A 24,218-nucleotide genomic window follows, 5' to 3' on the forward strand; every position below is an offset into this window, starting at 1 on the left:
TGAATTGTCTCCTTTGCACAATTCGGAGAATTGTGTTACGATATTATTTCTCAGGCAAATGCACTTCTGCCATCATACAACGAGCCGAGCCACCTCCACAAGTTTCAATCATAGTAAGGTCGAAATGCTGTAAGGCAGCATACTCTTCTAATTCAATTTTCTGTGAGTGAGTGAGTGATTCAAAAGCTGAGGTGGACATTACCAATATATGATATCCTTTTTTATTTCTAACCAAGAGCATATTTCCTGCAAAATTATTCATTTGCTCTAAACTTATCTCGATTACTTGCTTCCCTGTACTTTCCAAAGCTTCTTTTACCATCAGTCGTTCATCTAAATCAGGAATTGAATGAAGGCATACCACTGCAAATGTATCACCAATACACATCACCACATTGGTATGATAAACTTCCTTTCCATGTGTGTCAACGGAAGTAAATTTAACTAATTGATACCTCATTTGTTTTGCCCAAGCATCAAGAACATCAGGATTGGTTCTTGGCGAAATACACGCATATGCAACTCGGTGCATACGATCAAGTACCATACTACCAGTACCTTCGAGAAATTTACCTTCTTTTTCGAAATGTGTAAAATCCAAGACAACTTCTACATGAAAACTTTTGCGTAAATCATCAATGATGTCGTTTCTACGTTCCAAACGACGGTTTTCGGCTTGCATTGGGTACAAACAAATCTTACCGCTATGATGAAATGAAATCCAGTTATTTGGGAAAATGCTGTCAGGCGTGTGAGGCTCAGGCGTATCGTCATAAACGATGACGTTTACGCCAGTAGAACGCAATTGGTTCACCATTGCATCGAATTCTTGAAGAGCGTCTTGTTGTGTAACACTATGTGTCCAAGACTTTGATTTGATGTCTTGAAAAGCATTACTTTCGGCAGTTTGCTCATTAAAAGCAAAATTTACAGGCCGAATCATCAGTATATTGGAAGTGGTTTGTGCTTGCATAGTTTTTCGAATGAGTGATTTAGTGAATAATAATTTGGTGAATGAGTGATTTGTGAATGAGTGATTTTATACTTCACAATTATTTCGCTTGAGTTTAGTATTAAATCACTCATTCACTAAACCACACAATCACTCATTTAAAATAGCTCTCTAAATATCGGCATACTCATACAGTGCGAGCCACCTCTTGCTCTTGAAAGCTCGGCTGATGGTAGCATGATGATAGTATCGGTTAAAGTTTCCGGTGAAAGCTCATTTCTTTCAAACTTTTCAAGCAATTCGGCTGCTTTTATGGTTTGAAAACCTGCATTTCTAAAGGCTTCTGCGGTTTTATCATTTCGGTCATAACCGATAGCAATACCTTCTTTTACTACCAATAAATTACACGAATCTGTCCATTGCTCTCTTGCTCCGTAAGGGAACTGATTATTGCCCGAATATACAAACTTTATATCATCATAACAATTCAAGTCATCTTTTGTAATAGATGAAAGCAAATCTTCTAAATTAGCAAAATCTTTTACTTTGACACCTTCTTCTTTGTTGATAAATTGCTTGATAGTCAAGGCTTCATAGCTTGGTTGTTGTCCTAATTCTTCCCAAATAGATTGTTTTTCTGCTTCTTCTTGAATTCTGCCAAGTGAGCCAAGTAGTACCCAAACATTGCGTTTGATTTGCGTAAACACAGTATCTATGTGCATATAGTCACGTTTTTGTGGAATTTTTACAATCGTAACTTTCTGTACAACATTTTTTGCAAAAAGTAAATCAATAGCTTGGCGAGCTGCTTCAACAGACGTACGTTCGCTGACACCAATCAACAAATGATTAGGTGCAACCATCATAACATCACCACCTTCGAGGGTATTTAGTCGGCCTTCTTGTTCTTCTTCGGGAAGCAAAAAATGATTTTCATCCTCAGTAATCTCAATGATTTTTCCTTGTAAATCCTTAAACATTTGGTGATTAAAGAAGATATATTTAGCCAAAAGAGATTCTCTTGTGCGAGCATATTTGGCAGGCTTATTGAGTAATAGATGCTCATTTACCACAATACCAATATCACGGGTGAAAATCAAGTTTGGAATCGGTGGAAAAAGCATTTTGTTATTAGGTAATATGCCTGTTATCAATACTTTAGCTAAATCAACGATTGCCATTTTAGACATGTCGCTTTGGTATTGAAACGAACATTCTTCGACTGCACAAACTGCTGCAATAAGTTGTGTACGAACAGAGCCAATCCTAAGAATATCAGAAAGTAATTTTTCAAACTCAACAACTTTATCAGAGTTGAAGTATTTTTTGTTGCCAGGCTTATAAAAATCCCTTGTTTTATCGGCATCAATACGTTTGAGTTTTCCCTTAACTTTCTCACTATCAAGGAAGTATAATAGGATTTTTACGTAATAGTCATACTCATCTCGTCGCATAGTTTCGAGATGAACGATGTCTTCAAAAAGCCAATCTTGGGCTTTTGATGGTACAACTTTGCCCAAACCACTGTCGGGGCTATGAATGATGAGGCGACGCAAAGTGCCTACTTCAGAAGATACAAATATATTATTGCTCATGATATTTTTGCGGTTAGCCATTAGCATTTAGCTATTAGCTTTGATGATTTATAACTGAAAGTTTTAAAATTCCTTGAAATAAAAAGGGAATAGTTCCGAAAGCGAAAAGCTAACGGCTAATGGCTAAAAGCTTCAAAAATTAGTAAAACCCAAAATTTGCCATAAAGGCAAGCAATTGAAAGAAAGAAATCGTGATTCGATGAGGCTTACAGAAATGGCGATAGAGGTTTGTAGGATTTTCACTACAAATTTTAATTAGCTGATAGCTATTTTTTGCACTATGTTTTTGAGAGATTGCCATTTTTGTTTGCAATATTACAAATCATTAAGCTATTTCAAAAGTTTTTCAAGCAAAATTCCTAAATTGCAGTGTTCACATTTCAAACCTACAATGGCTAAATTTTTTACTCGAAATAAAGAGCAATCGCAATTAATTTTATTCTTTTTTCATAATTTCTTTATCAGCATCGGAACAGTCTTGGTTTACGTTTCGGCCAATATCATTCTGCTCGAAAATCACCCTGAATTTTCGTTACCTATCGCCTATATATTTTCTACAATTGCTATGATGGGTGTTGGTAAAATCTACGAATATTATGAACATCATTTTCTGCTTCAAAAATTAAGTAGTCGTGTACTTTTAGCTGTTTTGGTTTTATCATTGATAATGGTGGCGATTTTATACTTGAGTCATAATATAGTTACGGCTATTGGGATCATGGTAGGTTTTAGGGTTATTTATTTGTTAGTCAATCTTGAATTTTGGGGTGTTTCGGCAGTTGTTTTTGATGTCCGTCAGAGTAAAAAAATATTTAGTGTCATTGGTTCGGGCGATGTACCAGCTAAGGCAATTGGAGCAATTCTAACGGTTCTGATTCATTCAACCTCGGTGCTTGCGATTTTGGTTTCTGTAGCTTTTGTGACATTTTTGATGGCTTTTTATACCCAAAAACTAACTTTTCAATTTACCGAAATACCATTGATTCACGGGCAAAAGGTTCGTAAAAATGTACAATCAAAATATATACAGCAACTTTTTGGCGGAAGTCGTTTGGTTTTTGAAATGTGTATAGGCTTGGTAGCAGTAGCGGCCTCAGCCACTTGGATTGAGTATAATTTCTTTGTGAATGTGAAGTACAAATTTCACAGCCAACATGATATTATTGCATTTGTTGGTTATTTGTTGGCCATTACCTATACGATTTCAACACTCATCAAATTGATTCTATCAAGTAAAGCAATTGATAGATTTGGCCTTAAAAATGCTTTGCTTTTTTTGCCCATAGGAACTGTTATAATCTCATCCATTTTAGTGATATTATCTTCTTTTAGGAACGATGAAGCCTCACTTTTGATGGATTTTAGTGCAGCCTATTTACTTTTTGAAGTGATGCGACGCACACTTTTCGACCCAGTATTTTTGGTGATGTTTCAACCACTTTCTACCCATCAACGTCTTAAGGGACATACACTTGCCAAAGGTTTTTATGAGCCATTAGGCATGGGTGTTGCTGGTATTTTGCTTTTGGCTGAATATTATTTTGATTTTTCATTTACTTGGATTGAGTTTGGTTTTACGGTTATTTCTGCATTTGTAGCATTTTATTTTCTCGGAAGAGCTTTTGAACATTATATTATTGAATTAAAAACAGCTTTAAGTAAACGCTTTTTACGAAGTGATGAGCTGGTAATGCAAGGAGATGCCTTGAATGTTGTTTTGAGAAATATAGAAAGTGAACGCCCCGAAGAAGTAATCAGTGCAATAGATTGGATTTTGAAATACCAAACTCACAAATTGGAAAAATATGTGCCAAAATTACTGCAAAACCCTTCAGATAAAGTAAGACTACGCATACTAGAAGTAATCAATCAAACAAAAATTGATTTTGATTTTTCGGTTTTACAAAAAGATGATTTAGTAAAAGAACAAAATACCGAATGCCGAACTTTGCTTGCTCAAATCTTGTGTTCGTCGTCAAATGATGCTCAGCTAAATCTACTTAATTCAGATGATATTTTCATATTAGAAGGTGCAATTATTGGTAGTTTTCAAAACAAAAATGCAGTTGATATTGCTCACAAACGTTTAGATGAACTTTGCACATCAAATATAAAACAAGAAAGAGGAGCAGCTTTAGATGTAATAAAAGCTTTAAAATTGATCAATTATGGAAGTTTTGTAAAATCATGTTTTCAACAAAAAACAAATAGAGAAAAAGCTACTGACACAGCGGGTGTTTTAGGCACTCCAGACTTGATAAAAGAATTGATATATTTATTACCTGACAGAGTTTTTGGAAAGAAAGCCCTACATTCTTTGATTAATTTGAAAGAAGATGCTTTTGTTGAAATAAAAAAAATGAAGTCATCAAAAGATGAATATTTAATAAGAAAAATAATTGTTTTTTGTGAAAAATATAAAAGCGATGGCACTGAAAAATTACTCATAGATTTTGTAAAAACACAAGCACTTGACGTTCGACTGTTGGCACTTAAAGCACTTACACAATATGTGAAAGAGCAACCAGAAAATGCTTTTTTTGAAGATATTTTACAGAAAGAATTAAAGTATGTTTATCAATTATTGAATGGCTTTGATGTGCTTCCTGATGAAGTAATTCAATATGATTTGGGACAGGCTTCGAGTAGAATTTTTTACTTATTGATGCTTTTGTATGACAAAGAAGCAGTACAAGATGCCATGCTAGGAGTGGAGCATTCATCTCGTGAAAAAAGAGCCAATGCCCTCGAAATTTTGGATAATATCATCCCTCGTAATGTTTATAAATGTCTTCATGCACTTTTAGATGATACGAGTATTGATAAAAAAATCGAAGTTTTTGATATATATTTTGACAAAAAAGCAAAGAAAATACCTATCATTCCACATGTTTTGGAAAAAGGAGAAAAAAACTTTGGTGATTGGACAATCACACAAGCAATGCTAAAGTGGCAAGCCAATAAAGATCAAGTAAAGCTTTTTGAACCTTATTTGAATCATTCAAAAAGACTTTTTAGAGAAGTTGCCACTGAAGTGATGCTGAAAAATAAAACATTATTTGAAAAGACTATAATCCTTGAAGAAATGAGCCATACACACGAAACATCGGCTATCTCAGAACTTGAACGAGTCATTGTTCTGAAAAATACCCAACTTTTTGCCCAAACGCCCGAAAATGTACTGACTTCTATCGTGCCCATCATGCGAGAAATTACTTTTGAAGAAGGGCAAACAATTTTCAAAAAGGGTGAAATAGGTCATTGTATGTATGTGATTTATGCAGGTGAAGTAAGTATCTATGACCATGAAACGCTTTTGGCTACTTTCACCAAAGGAGATGTTTTTGGTGAATTGGCTTTACTTGATTCCGAACCTCGCTCTGCTTCAGCTATTGCCGAAAACGATGTTTTGCTTTTCAGAATTGACCAAGAAGATTTCTATGATTTGATGGAAGAACGTAATGAACTTCTAAGAAGTGTCTTGAGAATTCTCTGCCAACGCATTCGGAATCAGAATGATAAGATTAGGAGTTTGGCTTAGAGTCAAGCTTTGTTGAATAAAGATGTGCCACACCTTGAAGGTGTGGTACATCTGGGCAAGGTAATGGTTTCTACCCAACAAATTGAAAATCAAGTGATTATTAAAGGAAGCGACAATGGCATAGGGATGTCGGAAGCCATCAAAGCAAAAATATTTCAACCTTTTTTCACCACAAAACCCACAGGTCAAGGTACAGGCTTAGGGCTGAGTTTGGCTTATGATATCATTACGAAAGGGCATGGTGGAACTTTAGAAGTAGAAACAAAAGCAGGGGAAGGAACAACTTTTATCATAAATTTACCAACTTAATAAATTTTAAAGAATTTATATTAATCAGATTACAATTATGGATGATTTAGATTTTAGCGAAGTAGTACCCAATATCGCAATTACATTTGTAGTTATGAGGTTTTTAATGACTTATTTAGAAACCGAGAAACGTCTTCCACACTTACACAAGATCTTGAATTTTGCTTGGCTTTGGGCATTGATTTTATTAGCCATGAGTAGTGTATTGGGTCTAAAATTTATTAATGAAAACTATATATTGCTACTCAGTTTGGTAATATTATATATTCTTGATAAATCAAGAGAAATGCCTATTACTCGAATGCTGGCGATTGCTATTATTCCTTATACTGTTGTCTCGTTAATTAACGCCATTTTTGAATTACTAACGCCAAAATTCCACGAGTCAAATATAAGTATTTTCGCTTCTTTCAAAGGTTTTGCCATTACTTGGCTCATTGGTTTTAGCATTTATTCACAAAGACAGGGGAAACGAGAACGGCAACAAAGATTAAAAGACGAAGAAGAGAAAAAAAAGTTGGAAGCCAAAAAGCAAGAACTCGAATACCAAGTTGCTGAGAGAACAGCAGAATTGACACGCCAAAAGGAAGAATTAGAACAAACTGTAATTGAACTCAAAACGACTCAAAATCAATTAGTTCATGCCGAAAAAATGGCCTCATTAGGAGAACTTACCGCAGGAATTGCTCATGAGATTCAAAATCCTCTAAATTTTGTCAATAACTTCTCTGAAGTTTCAGTGGAACTTTGCCAAGAAATTACAGAAGAACTTGAGAAAGAAAATTTTGACAAAACATATATCATTGAAATATTGAGTGATTTAAGTCAAAATCAAGAAAAAATCACGCATCATGGTCAGCGTGCAGCGAGTATTGTCAAAGGAATGTTGCAACATTCCCGCACCAGTACAGGTCAAAAAGAATTGACTGATATTAACGTACTTGCGGATGAATACATCAGACTTTCATATCATGGTTTAAGGGCCAAGGACAAAAGTTTTATGGCAGATTTTAAGACAAATTTAGATCCCAATCTTCCTAAAATCAAGATAATTCCACAAGATTTTGGGAGAGTTTTATTAAATGTGATAAATAATGCCTTTTATGCAGTTCAACAAAAAGCGAAGCTAAAATTAGATGGGTATAAGCCATTGGTAAGTATCGACACCTATTTAGAAGATGGTGAAGTCGTTGTAAAAATTAAAGACAATGGCACAGGAATGCCTGAAAGCGTAAAGTCCAAAATATTTCAACCATTTTTTACTACCAAACCAACAGGGCAAGGTACAGGATTAGGCCTTTCATTGGCCTATGATATTATAACTAAAGGCCATGGTGGAACAATGGAAGTAGATAGTGTAGAAGGTGAATGGACAGTGTTTATTATAAAATTACCTATTGATTAATCAAAATTTTGATATGAAAAATCTCTTGTTATTGATACTGCTCTTTTTTCAAATAAACCTTATTTTTGGACAAACCAAAAGTAAGGTTTTTGAGTTGGATAGTCTAAAACAAGAGTTTACGAAAGTAAAAAATGATACAGATCGAGTACTACTGTACGAAAAAATGATAAGGGTCGCTCCGAATAGCCAAGCAGGTATTGAGTATGGCTTCAATGGATTTAACTTGGCAAAACGTATTCGCTATGATAAGGGTGTAATACTTTGTGGTAATAGCGTTGGTTTTAAATTAGTTGAGTCTGATTACTATAAAGCTGTTCAAATTCTTACTGAAGTCAAACAAACATGTGAAAGGCAAAACAATCAATATGAATTAGCCAGAACGCTGGGTTTTCTTGGTTATGCCTACAATAAATTTGATTTTGAAAAAGCAATGAGCTATTTCAAAGCGTGTAAAAAAATGATGGAGAAAGTAAAGATGTCAGAAGACATTATTCCAATTAATTCTGCCATCGGAAACTGCTACAAAGATTTCGGTAAGTTAGATTCAGCTTTGGTATATATTCAAAAAGGTTATGAACATTCTTTGAAATCAGATAAGTTGCTCCCTCCCTATAGTTTTTATGTGCATTTTGGAGAGGTTTATTTAAAAAAAGGACAATTCAAACTTGCAATGGATTATTTCAGACGGTCGATTGCCGCAAAACCAAATAACCCTGACGGACAAGCTTATCAAGGAATTGCAATGATTTATCGAGCTAAAAATCAACTCGATTCTGCAAAGTTTTATGCCAAAGAATCACTTAGCATTCAACAAAAAAAGAATAAACCCATTTATATTATTCAATCGGCAAACTTACTTTTTGAATTATATAAAAATTCAAACCCTGCTGAAGCTCTAAAATATATTCTCATTTCATCGGCGACCAAAGATAGTTTGTTCAATCAAGAAAAAGTAAAACAAGTAGAAAAATTGGCGTATGAAGAAAGAGAAAGTGAGGCACGTCTTCAAAGAAGGCTTGAAGCACATGAAGCTGATTTGCAAAGTAAAATTAGAATTTATGCCTTGTCAGGTATTTTGCTTGCACTTGTTGTACTTAGTCTAATACTTTACAGAAACAATAAAAGCAAACAAAAAGCAAATCATTTGCTACACAAACAGAAAGAAGAAATTGATTTACAGCGAGAAAAAGCCGAAAATGCACTCGTTGAACTCAAATCTACACAAAATCAACTGATTCAAGCTGAAAAAATGGCTTCCTTAGGCGAACTCACAGCGGGCATCGCTCATGAAATACAAAATCCATTGAATTTTGTCAATAACTTTTCAGAAATGAGCGTAGAACTCGCACATGAACTGAATGAGGAAATTGACAAAGACACAATGGACAAAAATTTGGTAAAAGAAATATTATCAGATTTAACTCAAAATCAACAAAAAATCAATCATCATGGCAAGCGAGCAAGCAGTATTGTGAAGGGAATGCTCGAACATTCACGCACTAGCACAGGTGTAAAAGAATTGACCGATATAAATGCTTTAGCAGATGAATATTTAAGACTTGCCTATCATGGTCTTCGTGCAAAAGACAATAGTTTTAACTGCGATTTTAAGACAGAATTTGATGAAAGCTTACCAAAAATTGAGGTAATTCCGCAAGATTTTGGTCGTGTATTGTTGAATTTGATTAATAATGCATTTTATGCAGTTTCGCAGCGAAAAAACCTGCAAGGTCTGGCAGACCTGACAGGTTTAGGTACGGTGATTGTTTCTACAAAAAAGTTAGATAATTTTATAGAAATCCGAGTAACTGACAACGGCATAGGTATGTCAGAAGCGACAAGAGCAAAAATATTCCAACCTTTTTTTACCACAAAACCAACTGGACAAGGTACAGGATTAGGGTTAAGTTTGGCTTATGATATTATTACCAAAGGGCATGAGGGAACGATTGAAGTTGAAAGTAAAGAAGGTGAAGGAAGTGAGTTTATTATTACATTACCTATGAAACCCAATTGAACATGAAGACTATACTAATTACTTTTTTCCTCGTTTGCAGCGGTTTGACTTGTTTTAGTCAAAATAGACAAGACCAGATAGACAGGTTAAAACATCAATTGGCTATTTCCAAGTCAGATACAAATCAAGTAAAAATTTTGGTTCAATTATTTCTTGCTTATCGACAAGTAAAACCAGATTCTTCATTGTTTTTTACTGCAAAATCTTTGGATTTGTCAAGAAAACTCAATTTTCCTAACGGTGAAGTAGAGGCTTTATTAAATCTTTCAGCGTTATCAAGGATACAAGGCGATGTTGCAAAATCTTTGAAGTATTTATTAATGGCATTGGGAGTTATAGAGCAAAAAGCCCCTCTAATGGATAAAAGTCACATTTGGAACGGAATTGGTCTGATTTATCTTGAAATAGAAGACCATCCCAAAGCATTAGAGTATTTTCGTAAGGCATTATCAAGTACAGAAAGCGGAATATATGGAATGATTTTGATGAATATGGAAAGAACATTTATTAATACCAACCAATTAGATTCGGCTTTGAATTATTCTCAAAAAGCATACAATTGGGGTAAAATAAAATATCCCAAGCTTATTTATTATCCATTTTATATGTACATGGGAATCATACAATTTCGATTGGGTAACCGAAGTCTTGGATTTGAAAATCTACATAAAAGTATTTCTGGTGAGTTGAAAAATAATGACCACCGTAGGTTAGCTGATTGCTATTCAGCTATTTCAGAGTTTTTTAAAGAAACCAAACAGCTTGACTCATGTATATTTTATGCAAAAAAAGGACTTATTGAAGGACAAACTATTGGTTATCAAAAAAGCATACTAATTAATGCCAATTTATTGGCAGAACAGTATGAAAAAAAAGATATAAGACAATCATTGTATTACTATAAAATTGCAAAGGCAGCTAATGAAGAATTGTATGGTGCAAAAAGAATCCAAGCTTTGCAAAAAAGTATGGCTGATGAACAAGAGCGACAACGCAACATCGAAATTGAGCAGGTTGCCTATCAAAACCGATTGAGACAATTTATTTTGTTGGTTGGCTTAGGTGTATTTTTATTGATTACGTTTCTTCTTTATCGCAATAATCAAAAAGAGAAAAAAGCTAAAAACCTTCTTGAAGAGAAAAATAACGAAATTCAATCAACATTATTTACTCTCAAATCAACTCAAAATCAATTAATTCAAAAAGAAAAATTAGCTTCATTAGGCGAACTCACCGCAGGCATAGCCCATGAAATACAAAATCCACTAAATTTTGTGAATAATTTTTCAGAACTGAGCGGAGAATTAATTGATGAAATGAATGAAGAAATTGACAATGGAAATTTGGAGGAAGTAAAAGCAATTTCGGGAGATTTGAAGCAAAATTTAGAGAAAATCAATCATCATGGAAAGCGAGCAAGCAGCATCGTAAAAGGAATGCTCGAACATTCACGAACAAGTACTGGAATCAAAGAATTGACGGATATTAATGCTTTAGCCGATGAGTATTTGAGACTAAGCTACCATGGACTTCGTGCAAAAGACAAAAATTTTAATAGTGATTTCAAAACAGATTTTGATGAAAACTTGCCTAAAATTGAAGTAATTCCGCAAGATTTTGGTCGGGTTTTGTTGAATTTGATAAATAATGCTTTTTATGCAATCAAAGATGTCCCACACCTTCAAGGTGTGGGACATCTGGGAAAAGTAACAGTTTCTACCCAAAAAATTGATAATCAAGTCATTATAAAAGTTAAAGACAACGGCACAGGCATGTCAGAATCCACAAAAACTAAAATCTTCCAACCATTTTTCACAACTAAACCAACAGGGCAAGGCACAGGATTAGGACTAAGTTTGGCTTATGATATTATTACCAAAGGGCATGGAGGAACGATTGAATGTGAAAGTGTAGAGGGAGAAGGATCAACTTTTATTGTTAAATTACCCTTATAAATATTTATTTGAATGGAAGTTTTAAAAGAAAATTTGCTTAATGAAACATATTTGAAGTTTATTGAAATAGGACTCAGTAGTCCTGAGTCATTAAATGCCTTGGATGAGATAGTATCTCCTGATTTGATGGGATTTGGAACAACTGAGGATGAAAGAATTTATTCAATTTCTGATTTAAAAGAGCTTTTGGTAAGACAAAGGGAACAAAGTCAGGGTATGAAAATGGAATGGAACATAATCCCAACATTTCGTAAAATAATGAAAGATGAAAATTCTGCTGTCTTTGTTAATGAGATTCACTTATCAATCATTATGAATGCCGAGACTGTAAAATTGTTATTGCGGTTTTCTGTTGTTTTAGAATACCAAAATGATAAATGGATAGTAATACATTTTCATGGTTCTAAACCTGAGAATGTTCCAACAGAAGAAGATACTTATGGAATTGAAGAATGGAGAAAAAGGAATCTTGAACTTGAAGCACTGGTTAAAGAAAGGACTGCAGAATTAGAGAAGTCTTTAGAGAATCTCAAAGCCACCCAAAAACAACTTATACAATCTGAAAAACTCGCCAGTTTAGGAGAACTTACCGCAGGCATTGCCCATGAAATTCAAAATCCTTTGAACTTCGTCAATAATTTTTCAGAACTGAGCGGAGAATTAATTGATGAAATGAATGAAGAAATTGACAATGGAGATTTTGAGGAAGTAAAAGCAATCTCAGGTGATTTGAAGCAAAATCTCGAAAAAATAAATCATCATGGCAAGCGTGCAAGTATCATTGTGAAGGGAATGCTGGAACATTCACGTAGCAGTACTGGTGTAAAAGAACTAACAGATATAAATGAATTAGCAGATGAATATTTGAGACTTGCCTACCACGGACTTCGTGCAAAAGACAATAGTTTTAATTGTGATTTTAAAACAGATTTTGATGAAAACTTACCAAAAATCGAAGTCATTCCACAAGACTTTGGTCGAGTTTTATTAAATTTGATAAATAATGCTTTTTATGCAGTCCAAGATGTCCCACACCTTCAAGGTGTGGGACATCTTGGAAAAGTAACAGTTTCTACTCAAAAAATTGATAATCAAGTCATTATAAAAGTTAAAGACAATGGTATAGGAATGTCAGAAACCACCAAAGCTAAGATCTTTCAGCCATTTTTCACTACAAAACCAACTGGTGAAGGAACAGGTTTAGGACTTAGTTTGGCTTATGATATAATTACAAAAGGGCATGGGGGAACGATTGAAGTTGAAACAAAAGAAGGTGTATCTACCACTTTTATTATAAAAATACCCTATATTTGACTCATAATTTTGGTAGCTGTTGTGGTTAAACTCTAACCTTTAAAACTTTTAAAGTCATAACCCATGAGAATTTTAGTAGTAGATGACGAAGAGGATGTTAAAACGCTTTTTTTACAACGCTTCCGAAAGGAAATAAGAGAAGGAGAATTCTTATTTTCGTTCCAACATTCGGGTGAAGATGCTTTGTCATTTCTTCATGAACATGAATCCGAGGCAATTCTAATTCTTTCAGATATTAATATGCCAGGGATGAGTGGCTTAGAACTACTAAGAAGAATTAGATCAGAAAAACCTGTCCCACCGCCAACAGTAATGATGATTACTGCTTATGGTGATGACGAAAATCATAACCAAGCGATGGCTTTGGGAGCAAATGATTTCCTGACCAAACCATTAGATTTTGTTGACCTCAAACAAAAACTTAAAAGCTCTTTATGAACGCCAAAATAATGGTTGTTGATGATGAAGCCGACTTAGAAACGCTCATCAAACAAAAGTTTCGCCGACAAATCAGAGAAAAAACTTACGAATTTAGCTTTGCCAATAATGGTGCAGAGGCTTTACGGCTGTTGCAACAATTTCCAGATATTGACATGGTTTTGAGTGACATCAACATGCCAGAAATGGATGGATTGACATTACTTTCTAAACTTGCTGAACAAAATCCTCTACTTAAATCAGTTATTGTTTCTGCCTATGGAGACATGGATAATATTCGAACTGCCATGAATCGTGGGGCATTTGATTTTTTATGTAAACCAATCAATTTTGAAGATTTAGAATTGACTGTTGAAAAAACACTCAAGCATGTATTACAGTTGCGTGAAACCCTGAAGGCTATCAAAGAAAATAATATTTTGAAAATGTATGTCGATGAGGCAGTTTTGAATTTTATGAGCCATCAAGAGTTTGAATCATCTCTTACTGCCAACGAAACCATCATTGCAACTGTAGTTTTTATAGATATTTGCGGTTTTACCGCCATTTCTGAGAAAGAATCCCCTGATACGGTAGTTAATTTGATTAATAAATACTTTGATATTATGGTCAAAGAAATCATCGAGCAGGGGGGATACATTGATAAATTTATGGGAGATGCCGTAATGGCTGTTTTTAAAGGAGATTATCACCTTGATAGAGCAATTGAAGCGGCTCTTTCAGTGCGTTCAAAAATTGATAATATTCAAGAAAATCTACCCAATTTTGAATTGTATTTACCTCAAGTTTCAATTGGAGTCAATACTGGCGAAGTGATTTCTGGTAATATTGGCTCTGCTTCGCTCCGTCGCTTAGATTATACCTTAATTGGTGATGTGGTGAATACTGCACAACGTCTTCAATCAGCTGCAAAGCCAAGTCAAATTGTAGTAAATGAAGTCACTTATCAACAAATCAAAGAGTCATTTACTTGCAATGAAGTAGGTGAGGTAAGCCTCAAAAATAAAGCTTTTCCAGTGAAAATATATGAAGTTGTATCTTGAAATGTGGTCTATTTTAGGAGTTACACGACATATTTTTTATAATGTATGTCGATTAAACGTACTGAATTTCTTCTGAATTTTTAAACAAAAAAGGAACAACAAGTCATTATTTAGAGTTATTATAGATAAGAATAGCATTTTGGCTATTTTGATTGTATCTTTGTGCATTATTTATGACACAAAATTGTATTTAACTAAGTTTATAACAAGCAAAAGAATAAAATGCTCACTATCAGTAATTTACACGCCAGAATAGAGGAAAAAGAAATATTACGTGGTATTAATTTAGAAATCAAACCAGGTGAAGTTCATGCGATCATGGGGCCAAATGGTTCAGGTAAAAGTACATTGGCTTCGGTTTTGGCAGGTCGTGAAGACTACGAAGTAACCGATGGCTCAGTTACATTCAATGGTAAAGATTTACTTGATTTAGCTCCTGAAAAACGTGCGGCTGAAGGTATATTTTTGGCATTTCAATACCCAGTTGAAATCCCAGGTGTGACTACAATTAACTTTTTGAAAACAGCTCTGAATGAAATCAGAAAATATAATGGACAAGAGCCATTGGACGCAGCTCAGTTTTTGAAACGTATGAGAGAAAAAGCAAAATTAGTGAAAATTGATGATGCTCTTTTGAAACGTTCACTCAATGAAGGCTTTTCTGGTGGAGAGAAAAAGCGGAATGAAATTTTCCAAATGGCAATGCTTGAGCCATCTCTTGGTATTTTGGACGAAACCGATTCAGGTCTTGATATTGATGCCTTACGCATTGTTGCCGAAGGTGTCAACCAGTTACGTAATGAAAATCGTTCTTTTGTTGTGGTGACACATTACCAACGTTTACTTGATTATATCGTGCCAGATTTCGTTCATGTACTTTATAAAGGTCGCATCGTAAAATCAGGTACAAAAGAACTGGCTCTTGAATTAGAAGAAAAAGGCTATGATTGGATTAAAAATGAAGTAGATGCTTTGGAGACAGTGTAAAATCAACGAACCACAGTCTATAGACTAAAGATATGCAAAAAATCCAAGTCAATGATAGTCCGAAGCCAGTTGGGCATTATTCACAAGCAATTGTGAGTAATGGATTGTTATTTACTTCTGGAATTTTACCAATAAAAATAAAAACTGCTGAAAAATTGCCCATCGAATCAAGTATTGAAGAGCAGATTGAGGTAGTTTTTGAAAATTTAAAGCAGATTTTAAATGAAGTAAGTCTAACTCCAAGCCAAGTAGTTAAAACTACAATTTATATTACTGATGGTGAGGCGTGGAGCATAGTTAATCAGGCATTTGCTGATTTTTTTGGAGAACATCGTCCTGCACGTTCAATCATTCCAGTATCAGCTTTGCATTTTGGTTATAAAATAGAATTAGAAGCAATAGCGGAAATGTAGTACGATATTCCAAAATTGTTAGGAAACAGAGATTATAGAAAAATTAGAGTAATGAATTCTATCGAAAATAAAGATTTAAAGGCTCAATTAATAGCTGATTTTCAGTTATCGCAAGCAACATTGAATGGTAAAGGCAAAATGCCTATTTATCAGTTGCGTGACGAGGCGATGAAAAATTTTGATAAATTGGGCTTTCCAACCATTCGTCACGAAGAATGGAAATATTCGAATGTGAGTAATTTAGTCAAACAAACATTCGACTTTCATACAAAGACTGATTTCAAGAAAGCTGATTTGAAAAAAATTGCAATGCCGCACTTGAAAGGTAATGTATTGTATTTTATCAATGGTGTGTATAATGCTGATTTGTCAGAAATTGCTACACCTGAAGACAAATTGAAAGTAATTCCTTTTTCAGAGGTTTTGTCAAAACAACCAGAGCTAATTGAAGCCTATTTTGGTAAATACGCCAATTACCAAACTGATGCTTTTACTGCCCTCAATACCGCACTTTCGAGTGATGGAGTAGTTGTGCAAGTTGCTGATAATAAGATAGTTGAAGAGCCAATTATCATCCGTTATATTTCTGATGTAAGATTAGCAAATGTAGGTTCTCAACCTCGAAATTTGATAATTGTAGGTAAAAATGCCCAAGTGAAAATTGCTGAAGCTTATCGTACAGTGGGCGATAATGCTGCTTTTGTAAATACCGTTTCTGAAATTGTAGTTGGTGAATCTGCGATTGTTGACTATTACAAAGTACAAAACGAAAGTGATAAGTCATATCATATTGGTACTACGCAAGTTTATCAAAAAGGCCGTAGTTATTTTTATGCAGCTACTGCTACACTGAATGGTGGATTTGTTAGAAATAACTTGAATGTTGTTTTGGATGGGGAACATATTGAAAGTCATTTGTATGGCCTGTATGTACCTAATGGTAAACAACATATTGATAACCATACATTAGTTGATCACCAAAAACCAAATTGCGAAAGTAATGAGCTATATAAAGGTATTTTGATGGATAAATCAACGGGTGTATTCAATGGAAAAATCTTTGTCCGTGAAGATGCTCAAAAAACAAATGCTTATCAAAATTGTAGAAATGTGGTTACTTCTGACGAAGCTACTATGAATACAAAACCACAATTAGAGATTTGGGCAGATGATGTCAAATGTTCGCATGGAACTACTACTGGACAACTCAACGACGAAGCAATATTCTATATGCAATCTCGTGGTATTCCTAAAAAAGAAGCGATTCGTTTGCAATTATTAGCCTTTGCTCAAGATGTGGTCTCTCAAATCAAGATTGATTCTATCAGAGAATATATTGAGCAATTAATTTTAGAAAAATTGGAAGGAGCGTGATAGATAGAAAATATATTGAAACGCCTCATAATCTACTGATTATGAGGCGTTTCTGTTTTTATTTCAATACCTCAACCGAAATTTTACTATCGGCATAGATTCGATGTGTCGCTTTTATAAAATCACTTTCTTCAGCTTTATAGATGTTTGGAACATATTTTTGAGGATTAATATCAAATAAAGGAAAGGCAGTTGATTGCACTTGAATCATGATTTTATGACCTTTTTTAAATGTATGTAAAACATCTTGAAGGCGGAAATTAATATCGGTCTTTTTATTGGCTACTAAAGGCTCAGGTTTTGAAAAAGAATTTCTAAAACGAGAACGCATAATTTCACTACGAACCATTTGTTGATAGCCACCCAAAGTAATATGCTTAGGTGTATAAGGGCTATTTTTTTCATCACCAGGATAAACATCAATTAATTTTACAAAGAAATCTGCGTCAGTTCCTGTGGTTGATATTTTGAGATTGGCCATAATTTCACCACCAAGTGTGATATCTTCTGTCAATACTGGTGTTTCATAAGTCAAAACATCTGTTCTGCGGCCAGCAAAACGCTGGTCTTCACTCATATAGTTTCGTGGACTAAAACCTGTTATTTGTTTAGGGTCTTCGGTATATGGTACAGGTTTTGAAGGGTCAGAAATATATTCACCAAAACCTTTAGCAGTCATTTCAGTTGATAATTTCCCATTTGGACTCAAGTAAAAATTAACTTTTTGAGCAGTTTTTACAGGAAACTCAGCAAATTCTCGCCATTCTTTTTTGCCTGTATCAAATAAATAGGCTTCTGGTAAACCTGTTTTTCCATCTCCAGTTCCTTTTAAAAAATGTTTAAAGAATTTCAATTCCATGTTTTTCTGAAAATAGGTAGAAACACTATCGCCAAAATAAACATTAGAATGAAAATGATGACCTTGTTCACGAGCCCAATCTCCATGACCAAATGGCCCCATTACAAGTGTATTGTAGGCATTTGTATTGTATTTTTCTAAGTTTTTATAAATATTCAATGGGCCTGGCAAGTCTTCGGCATCAAACCAACCACCAACTACCATCATAGCAGGTAGATTTTTTACATTTTTTAGATAAGGAAGAATGTTTCTTTTTTGCCAAAAATCATCATAATTAGGATGTTCGATGAGTTCTTTCCAAAAGAAATTATCATTATAAACTTTCGTAAAATGCTTGAGGGGAGTCATGGATTTATACCAATCAAAACCATCAACAGTATTGAGTTTTGGAAATTTATCATCGTACCATGAATCAGGAGTAGGCTGGGGATGTTGAACACCAAAAACTGGGAAAGTCATGCCATAACCAATTGTAAAAGCTCCATTATGATGAAAATCATCAAAGAAAAAGTCTGAAATTGGGGCTTGTGGTGAAGATGCTTTTAAAGCTGGATGACCACATAACGCCCCCGCAATCGTATAAAAACCAGGGTAAGAAATACCATACTGACCAACTTTTCCATTATTATTTGGAATATTTTTTACCAACCAATCAATGGTATCATAAGTATCAGAAGCTTCATCAATGTCAGTTGGTTTGGTCTTATTGGCAATTTGGGGTGTCATATTTGTCCAAATACCTTCTGACATCCAGCGTCCTCGCACATCTTGGTCAACAAAAATGAATTTTTCTCGCATCATATAGCGAGAATAATACAACATTTTTGGATACACGTCTTTTTCATAAGGAGCAACATCATAACATGTACGCTGCATCACAATTGGATATGTATTGGTAGGAGAAGCATCTTTAGGAGTATAGATATTTGTGAAAAGTTTCACCCCATCACGCATACTGATTTGCACTTGAGTTTTTATATAATTTTCGCGAACAAATGCAGAGTCTTGCTGTGCAATTGATAATTTTTGTGCTTTTGTAGCTATTGATAATAAGCTAATTATCAACAAAATAAATATTTTTTTCATTAGTTTAGGGGAGAGTTAATGTCTATTGTTAGCTTGTTAAATAAGAATATAAAGCCGCTACTTTATAAAAATAACGGCTTATGATATTTTTTTTAGAATCTTTTAGGACGTTGCTTCGTCCAATTCTCCTTCCCATTTTGCAACAACGGCGGTTGCAACGGCATTTCCAGCCACTGAAGTGGCCGAGCGACCCATATCCAAAAGCCAGTCAACTGCTAAAACTAAACTGATACCTTCTTGAGGTAAACCAAACATGGTAAGTGTTCCTGCAATCACTACTAAAGAGGCACGAGGCACACCAGCAATGCCTTTACTGGTCAGTAGTAATGTAAGCAACATAGTCACTTGTTGACCGAGTGTAAGTTCGATGCCATAGATTTGAGCGATAAACCCTGTCGCAAAAGTCATATACATCATTGAGCCATCAAGATTGAAAGAATACCCTAAAGGCAAGACAAAAGAGATGATACGCTCAGAAATACCAAATTTCTTGAGTTGCTCGATTTGTAAGGGCATTGAAGCTTCCGAACTTGCAGTACTGAAAGATAAGAAAAGTGCATTTTTGACAAACTTTAATAATTTCCAGTAGTCAATTTTCATTACGAGACATATCACCCATAACACCACAATGATGAAAAATGCAAGTGTAGCAAAGAAACAAATGATTAAATATAAATATCCTCCCAAAACACCAAGACCTTTTGATGAAATAACAGCCGCTACCGAACCAAAAACAGCATAGGGTGCAAAAGTCATGACGTAACCCACAATCTTAAACATTACTTCTGAAATGGCATCAAGAGCTTTGGTCACGCTTTTTCCTTTTTCGCCAATTGCCGCTAATGCAATACCAAAAAACAAAGAAAATACTACGATTTGTAGTACTTCATTAGTAGAAAGAGCTTCAAATATGCTTTTTGGGAAAACGTGAGTTATGAAATTTTCTAAAGTCATTTTTTTTGCTTCAATGCCAGTATCAGTCCCCGAATTTGGTAAATCCAGCGTCATTACTTTACCAGGCTTCATTACATTCACGGCAATTAATCCAGTGATTAATGAGAGAATTGTAGCAAAATAAAAATAACCTAATGTTTTAAGTCCAATTCGACCAACAACCTTAAAATCTCCAAGTTTTGCGATACCGACAGTCAGAATAGAAAACACCAGTGGACCTAAAATCATCTGAATTAGGCGTAAGAAAATTTTTGAAAGCAATTGTAAATAAGAACTCCAATCCTTAACGCCTTCGTTGGCTGCTACTTGCTCAGGACTGAGTGATGCGGCATCTTTGATTGAAAACTGTCCTAAGTCAAAATGATTGTGAATAAAATAACCGACAATGATGCCGAGCGTCATGCCGATGAAGATTTTCCAAGTAATGTTTAGTTTCATACGAAGTGTTTTTAGGATGATGAAATTCGTCCCATTAAGATTTGGGAGGGATTAGGTTTTTAAAAAATTTCTTATAAATCGGCTTGCGATATAAGAATTGAAGATACAAGATAGGATAAAAAATGTAATCTGTCAAAATTGTTGGTGTACGAAATTCAATTTCATCAATTATTTCACTTCCTTGACCATTTTTAATAATTCTATGTTTATGTTTCCAGTAGCTTAAAAAGAAAGGAAGTTGTTCACCTTCATCAATGAAATAAATTTCATCTACCGTTAAATAAAAATCAGTGATTTTACTGACCCAAATCTGCCGTTTAATAAAAAAGTCTAACTCTAATGTTACTTTTTCACCTAAATTTCGTCCAAAAGAAATAATTTTAACAGGAGGAAATGGAAATGGAGGAGATAGTTGCGTGAGTAATTGGGAATCAAATTGTTCCCATACACGTGTAATCGGTTGTTCGACGGTTGTTTTGAAAATGATTTTCATTTTGGATAAGATATTTGGGGAATGAGATTGTGTGAATGCTGTTTTTTTCAAAAAAGCCACATTATTAACTAAAAAATACCGTAAAACACGGACAAAAAATAGGGGTTTTTACGCTAAAATAAATAAAAAAATTGTATGACCTTTGTCATATCCTAATAACCCAAAAATTAAAACTTATGTTTACGTTTTTAGAATTCAATAATAGTTTTAGCAATATAGTAATGATTTATCCTTTGCAATTTTTGTTAGTGGGTTTCTTACTATCATTAGGTTTATATGAATTATTTCATACTCTTGGTATTGGTAGAAATTTTAATCGTGGCGGTGAACCGTCAAAGAAAATATTTTAAGTAGATTATGTTTCATCATAGTGGTTAGGGTTGTTCGCAAAGAGCCGTCTCATATTGAGGTGGCTTTTTTGTTGTCTAATATCGTACAAAAATCGACTGAACTTTTACAACATGAATATTTTTTAAAAAGTAAAATAAATAATTAAGTGGTACTGGTTAACAGTATAGAAATATTTTACTAAAAAAAATATCTTCGTTTTAGATTAAAAATATAGATATAATTACACATATTATAAAAAAAGTACATTATTTATTTGATTTTCTCTTTTTTTAAATAGTATTTTTGGAAAACGAAGCTACTTTAACTACATAAAAAATGAGAAAAATAACTTTCCTCTTCTGGATATTTTCAGGAGTGACACAACTTGCCTACGCACAGCAAATTCTTCTACAAGGATTCTATTGGGACTATCCTAAAACAGGTCAAGGTTATAATTGGTCTGATACCCTGAAAAATAAAGCATCAGAATTATCAGCAGCAGGTTTTACACATATTTGGTTTCCTCCATTTGCAGGTAACGGGAATAAGTCAGGAGGATATGACCCCAAAGATTTATTTATTGGACAAAACAATACTCAAACTTCACTTGGTACTAAACAAGAAATCAAAGATATGATTTCAGTTTTTGGTCAGAACAATCTAAAAGCCGTAGGTGATATGGTCTATAACCATCGGGATGGTGGTAAGCCTGAAGCGAATAATGCAGTGAAAGAGTATATGCTTTTTTATGCAGGAAACAATACAGGAAGTTGTCCTGGAACCTCCTATAAATCTCCTTTTCCCTCAGACCGAGTTCGAATGATTATTCCAATTGGTGGAACAACTGGCTTAGGTGATGGAACTTATTATATCAGTATTGGCTCTCGATCGGGTGCTTATGTGGGCAAAAAAATGATGTTTTATGCTACTACTACTAAAGCTGGCGTGGGGCAAGCATGGGATTTTGTGACTGGCTGTAACCCCAAAAATACAGCTATTACTGTGGCATCGGATATTCCTGCTTCAGGTGCTGAATACGTAACTAACTTGAATCAAGGCTATTGGAACACCATAGATTTTGCCAATGATGTTGATGAATTTAAAATAACACTCAATGCTGATAATTATAATAGTGCGGGAGACACATTGATAATTCAAGCGATTAATCTATGTGGAGATTATACTGATCATCGGATTTCGAAAATCTGGTACACAGGAAATAACTCAGATATAGCTAACACCATTAGCTGGAATTCAGCAACTTATAAATTACAATTTCAAACATTTACTGATTTCTCAGGCTTGCCAAGTGGTAGGGGAGGAAATAATTGGAAGTCTTTTCGCCCAAACTGGAATGACTTTGGAGTGAGTACTGCTGGTGGAGCAACAACTACTTGTCTCGGACCGTCATGGAGCATGCAAAGTATGGATTATTTTTATGATTATGATCATAATCAATCAGTGGCCCGTGATACACTCATTGCATGGACAAAATGGGCGTATGATGATTTGAATATAAGAGGACTGCGTATGGATGCCATCAAGCATTTTGAGGCGAATTTTGTGGGAAAAATGCTCACTGAAATGTATAATGCTAATAAAATTCCTGATTTTGTAGTAGGAGAATGGTATGGACAAGAAAACCCAGCTATACAAAATTGGGTATCGGATGTAAATAATTCGATGAGCGTAGCAGCACGTGCAGCCATCAAGCCAAAAGTATTTGATTTTGCTTTGAGAGATGCTCTCAAACAAGCTTGTGATAATGGAGGCGATGCAAGAAATGCTTTTTATAATAGTTTTCGTGATGCTCGTGGTATGAGTGGTTATAATTTAGTGACTTTTGTTAATAATCACGATATGCGTAGTTCAAATCCAAGCTACGGAGATGCTTTGGTTTGGCAAGACCCGATTTTAGCTTATGCGTATATATTAACTAATAATCAATTAGGAGTTCCAACGATTTTTTATCCAGATTATTATGGATATCCAGCTCACAATACAACTTATGGAACTGATACATATAGTTTCGACTACCATCCAACAAGTTTACAACCTCTAAAAAAAGAAATCGATCAACTGATTGAGGTTCAAAAGCGATTTATTAATGGTTCACAAAATGTATATTATTTGAACCATTATGGCGGAGCTTTCAATGCAGTGCCTTCACCTAATTATTACTCAAAAGGTAAGCATTGGCGAAGTCTTATCTATCAACTTGATTCTACGGGTAGTGTAGGAAAAAAAGAGGTTATTGTTGCGATTAATTTTGATACTGATAGTTTGAAAGTCAATCATGTGATTGCAAATACTAATCGTTATCCAGCTGGAACAAAATTTGTTGATATTTTACAAAAATCATCTACAAAAGTTACAACTATTGATGCACAAAACCGAATTTTCGTTTCCTTACCTCCTCGAAGTTTTACCATTTTTGTACAGGGCGAATCTCTATGTTTTGATTATGAATTAAGTAATAAAATTGTAAGTGGCAGTATTCTACAATACGAATCTCCCAATTCCATAATAGCATCAAATGTCATAGAAAATGCCTCACAAGTGAAATACGATGCAGGTAAAAGAATCTTACTGAAACCTGGTTTTAAAGTAGAACAAGGGAGTGTTTTCGAGGCATACATTGATGGCTGTGGAAATAAATAATTAGCAGTCATTTATTGGTATTTGATATCCATCAAAAGATATAATTCACACTTA

General features: G+C 34.4%; 17 protein-coding genes and 1 pseudogene. 13 read left to right on the forward strand and 5 right to left on the reverse strand.

Going from position 1 to position 24,218, the window contains the following annotated elements:
- Positions 1 to 43: 43 nt before the first annotated feature.
- Both ctlX and ACQUQZ_RS08870 read right to left on the reverse strand, forming a co-directional pair.
- Positions 44 to 973: a citrulline utilization hydrolase CtlX gene (gene ctlX / locus ACQUQZ_RS08865; RefSeq protein ID WP_435354523.1), complete on the reverse strand. Its 930-nt coding sequence runs from the start codon at positions 971 to 973 to the stop codon at positions 44 to 46.
- 137 nt (positions 974 to 1,110) lie between these two features.
- Positions 1,111 to 2,547, reverse strand: coding sequence for an arginine deiminase family protein (locus ACQUQZ_RS08870; RefSeq protein WP_435354524.1), 1,437 nt, complete (start codon positions 2,545 to 2,547; stop codon positions 1,111 to 1,113).
- A 391-nt stretch (positions 2,548 to 2,938) separates the two neighbouring features.
- On the opposite strand from ACQUQZ_RS08870, the gene ACQUQZ_RS08875 reads away from it, so the two are divergent.
- The 11 genes and pseudogenes from ACQUQZ_RS08875 (at position 2,939) to sufD (ending at position 17,343) form a co-directional block, all read left to right on the forward strand.
- Positions 2,939 to 6,088 (forward strand): cyclic nucleotide-binding domain-containing protein, encoded by a 3,150-nt coding sequence (locus ACQUQZ_RS08875; RefSeq protein WP_435354525.1) that lies wholly within the window; start codon positions 2,939 to 2,941, stop codon positions 6,086 to 6,088.
- A gap of 60 nt (positions 6,089 to 6,148) precedes the next feature.
- Positions 6,149 to 6,397 (forward strand): annotated as a pseudogene (locus tag ACQUQZ_RS08880) (sensor histidine kinase); the annotation flags it as partial.
- Between the two features lie 37 nt (positions 6,398 to 6,434).
- On the forward strand, positions 6,435 to 7,802 hold the full coding sequence (locus ACQUQZ_RS08885) for an ATP-binding protein (RefSeq protein ID WP_435354526.1): 1,368 nt from the start codon (positions 6,435 to 6,437) through the stop codon (positions 7,800 to 7,802).
- 13 nt (positions 7,803 to 7,815) lie between these two features.
- Positions 7,816 to 9,819 carry an ATP-binding protein gene (locus ACQUQZ_RS08890; protein WP_435354527.1) on the forward strand — a complete coding sequence of 668 codons (2,004 nt, stop codon included), beginning with the start codon at positions 7,816 to 7,818 and terminating at the stop codon, positions 9,817 to 9,819.
- 2 nt (positions 9,820 to 9,821) lie between these two features.
- On the forward strand, positions 9,822 to 11,774 hold the full coding sequence (locus ACQUQZ_RS08895) for a tetratricopeptide repeat-containing sensor histidine kinase (protein ID WP_435354528.1): 1,953 nt from the start codon (positions 9,822 to 9,824) through the stop codon (positions 11,772 to 11,774).
- Positions 11,775 to 11,786: 12 nt separating this feature from the next.
- Entirely contained in the window at positions 11,787 to 13,088 is a 1,302-nt protein-coding gene (locus tag ACQUQZ_RS08900; RefSeq protein WP_435354529.1) for an ATP-binding protein, read from the forward strand.
- Between the two features lie 63 nt (positions 13,089 to 13,151).
- The gene (locus ACQUQZ_RS08905) at positions 13,152 to 13,526 is read left to right on the forward strand and encodes a response regulator (RefSeq protein WP_435354530.1); all 375 of its coding nucleotides are present in this window, start codon (positions 13,152 to 13,154) and stop codon (positions 13,524 to 13,526) included.
- Positions 13,523 to 14,569, forward strand: coding sequence for an adenylate/guanylate cyclase domain-containing protein (locus ACQUQZ_RS08910; RefSeq protein WP_435354531.1), 1,047 nt, complete (start codon positions 13,523 to 13,525; stop codon positions 14,567 to 14,569). The genes ACQUQZ_RS08905 and ACQUQZ_RS08910 overlap by 4 nt, the downstream gene beginning before the upstream one ends.
- A 222-nt stretch (positions 14,570 to 14,791) precedes the next feature.
- Complete coding sequence (gene sufC, locus ACQUQZ_RS08915; protein ID WP_435354532.1) at positions 14,792 to 15,556, forward strand: Fe-S cluster assembly ATPase SufC; 765 nt, start codon at positions 14,792 to 14,794, stop codon at positions 15,554 to 15,556.
- 32 nt (positions 15,557 to 15,588) lie between these two features.
- Complete coding sequence (locus ACQUQZ_RS08920) at positions 15,589 to 15,969, forward strand: RidA family protein (protein WP_435354533.1); 381 nt, start codon at positions 15,589 to 15,591, stop codon at positions 15,967 to 15,969.
- A gap of 51 nt (positions 15,970 to 16,020) precedes the next feature.
- The gene (sufD, locus tag ACQUQZ_RS08925; protein WP_435354534.1) at positions 16,021 to 17,343 is read left to right on the forward strand and encodes a Fe-S cluster assembly protein SufD; all 1,323 of its coding nucleotides are present in this window, start codon (positions 16,021 to 16,023) and stop codon (positions 17,341 to 17,343) included.
- A gap of 58 nt (positions 17,344 to 17,401) precedes the next feature.
- Here sufD and ACQUQZ_RS08930 read toward each other — a convergent pair whose 3' ends face one another.
- From ACQUQZ_RS08930 to ACQUQZ_RS08940, 3 genes are all read right to left on the reverse strand, one after another.
- Positions 17,402 to 19,288, reverse strand: coding sequence for a CocE/NonD family hydrolase (locus tag ACQUQZ_RS08930; RefSeq protein WP_435354535.1), 1,887 nt, complete (start codon positions 19,286 to 19,288; stop codon positions 17,402 to 17,404).
- Positions 19,289 to 19,390: 102 nt separating this feature from the next.
- Positions 19,391 to 20,680, reverse strand: a complete 1,290-nt coding sequence (locus tag ACQUQZ_RS08935) for a dicarboxylate/amino acid:cation symporter (protein WP_435354536.1) — start codon at positions 20,678 to 20,680, stop codon at positions 19,391 to 19,393.
- Positions 20,681 to 20,714: 34 nt separating this feature from the next.
- The gene (locus tag ACQUQZ_RS08940) at positions 20,715 to 21,173 is read right to left on the reverse strand and encodes an SRPBCC family protein (RefSeq protein WP_435354537.1); all 459 of its coding nucleotides are present in this window, start codon (positions 21,171 to 21,173) and stop codon (positions 20,715 to 20,717) included.
- Between the two features lie 176 nt (positions 21,174 to 21,349).
- On the opposite strand from ACQUQZ_RS08940, the gene ACQUQZ_RS08945 reads away from it, so the two are divergent.
- Complete coding sequence (locus tag ACQUQZ_RS08945; RefSeq protein ID WP_435354538.1) at positions 21,350 to 21,523, forward strand: hypothetical protein; 174 nt, start codon at positions 21,350 to 21,352, stop codon at positions 21,521 to 21,523.
- 316 nt (positions 21,524 to 21,839) lie between these two features.
- A complete protein-coding gene (locus tag ACQUQZ_RS08950; protein ID WP_435354539.1) occupies positions 21,840 to 24,164 on the forward strand; it encodes a 3-coathanger stack domain-containing protein in 2,325 nt (774 codons plus the stop codon).
- Positions 24,165 to 24,218: the final 54 nt, after the last annotated feature.

It is taken from the genome of Emticicia sp. SJ17W-69 (genome assembly GCF_051209875.1).
GTDB lineage: Bacteria > Bacteroidota > Bacteroidia > Cytophagales > Spirosomataceae > Emticicia.

Bases quoted from the DNA above. Each gene is read 5' to 3' on its own strand.
- ctlX (WP_435354523.1), bottom strand. From the start codon at position 973: ATGCAAGCACAAACCACTTCCAATATACTGATGATTCGGCCTGTAAAT.
- ACQUQZ_RS08870 (WP_435354524.1), bottom strand. From the start codon at position 2,547: ATGAGCAATAATATATTTGTATCTTCTGAAGTAGGCACTTTGCGTCGC.
- ACQUQZ_RS08875 (WP_435354525.1), top strand. From the start codon at position 2,939: ATGGCTAAATTTTTTACTCGAAATAAAGAGCAATCGCAATTAATTTTA.
- ACQUQZ_RS08885 (WP_435354526.1), top strand. From the start codon at position 6,435: ATGGATGATTTAGATTTTAGCGAAGTAGTACCCAATATCGCAATTACA.
- ACQUQZ_RS08890 (WP_435354527.1), top strand. From the start codon at position 7,816: ATGAAAAATCTCTTGTTATTGATACTGCTCTTTTTTCAAATAAACCTT.
- ACQUQZ_RS08895 (WP_435354528.1), top strand. From the start codon at position 9,822: ATGAAGACTATACTAATTACTTTTTTCCTCGTTTGCAGCGGTTTGACT.
- ACQUQZ_RS08900 (WP_435354529.1), top strand. From the start codon at position 11,787: ATGGAAGTTTTAAAAGAAAATTTGCTTAATGAAACATATTTGAAGTTT.
- ACQUQZ_RS08905 (WP_435354530.1), top strand. From the start codon at position 13,152: ATGAGAATTTTAGTAGTAGATGACGAAGAGGATGTTAAAACGCTTTTT.
- ACQUQZ_RS08910 (WP_435354531.1), top strand. From the start codon at position 13,523: ATGAACGCCAAAATAATGGTTGTTGATGATGAAGCCGACTTAGAAACG.
- sufC (WP_435354532.1), top strand. From the start codon at position 14,792: ATGCTCACTATCAGTAATTTACACGCCAGAATAGAGGAAAAAGAAATA.
- ACQUQZ_RS08920 (WP_435354533.1), top strand. From the start codon at position 15,589: ATGCAAAAAATCCAAGTCAATGATAGTCCGAAGCCAGTTGGGCATTAT.
- sufD (WP_435354534.1), top strand. From the start codon at position 16,021: ATGAATTCTATCGAAAATAAAGATTTAAAGGCTCAATTAATAGCTGAT.
- ACQUQZ_RS08930 (WP_435354535.1), bottom strand. From the start codon at position 19,288: ATGAAAAAAATATTTATTTTGTTGATAATTAGCTTATTATCAATAGCT.
- ACQUQZ_RS08935 (WP_435354536.1), bottom strand. From the start codon at position 20,680: ATGAAACTAAACATTACTTGGAAAATCTTCATCGGCATGACGCTCGGC.
- ACQUQZ_RS08940 (WP_435354537.1), bottom strand. From the start codon at position 21,173: ATGAAAATCATTTTCAAAACAACCGTCGAACAACCGATTACACGTGTA.
- ACQUQZ_RS08945 (WP_435354538.1), top strand. From the start codon at position 21,350: ATGTTTACGTTTTTAGAATTCAATAATAGTTTTAGCAATATAGTAATG.
- ACQUQZ_RS08950 (WP_435354539.1), top strand. From the start codon at position 21,840: ATGAGAAAAATAACTTTCCTCTTCTGGATATTTTCAGGAGTGACACAA.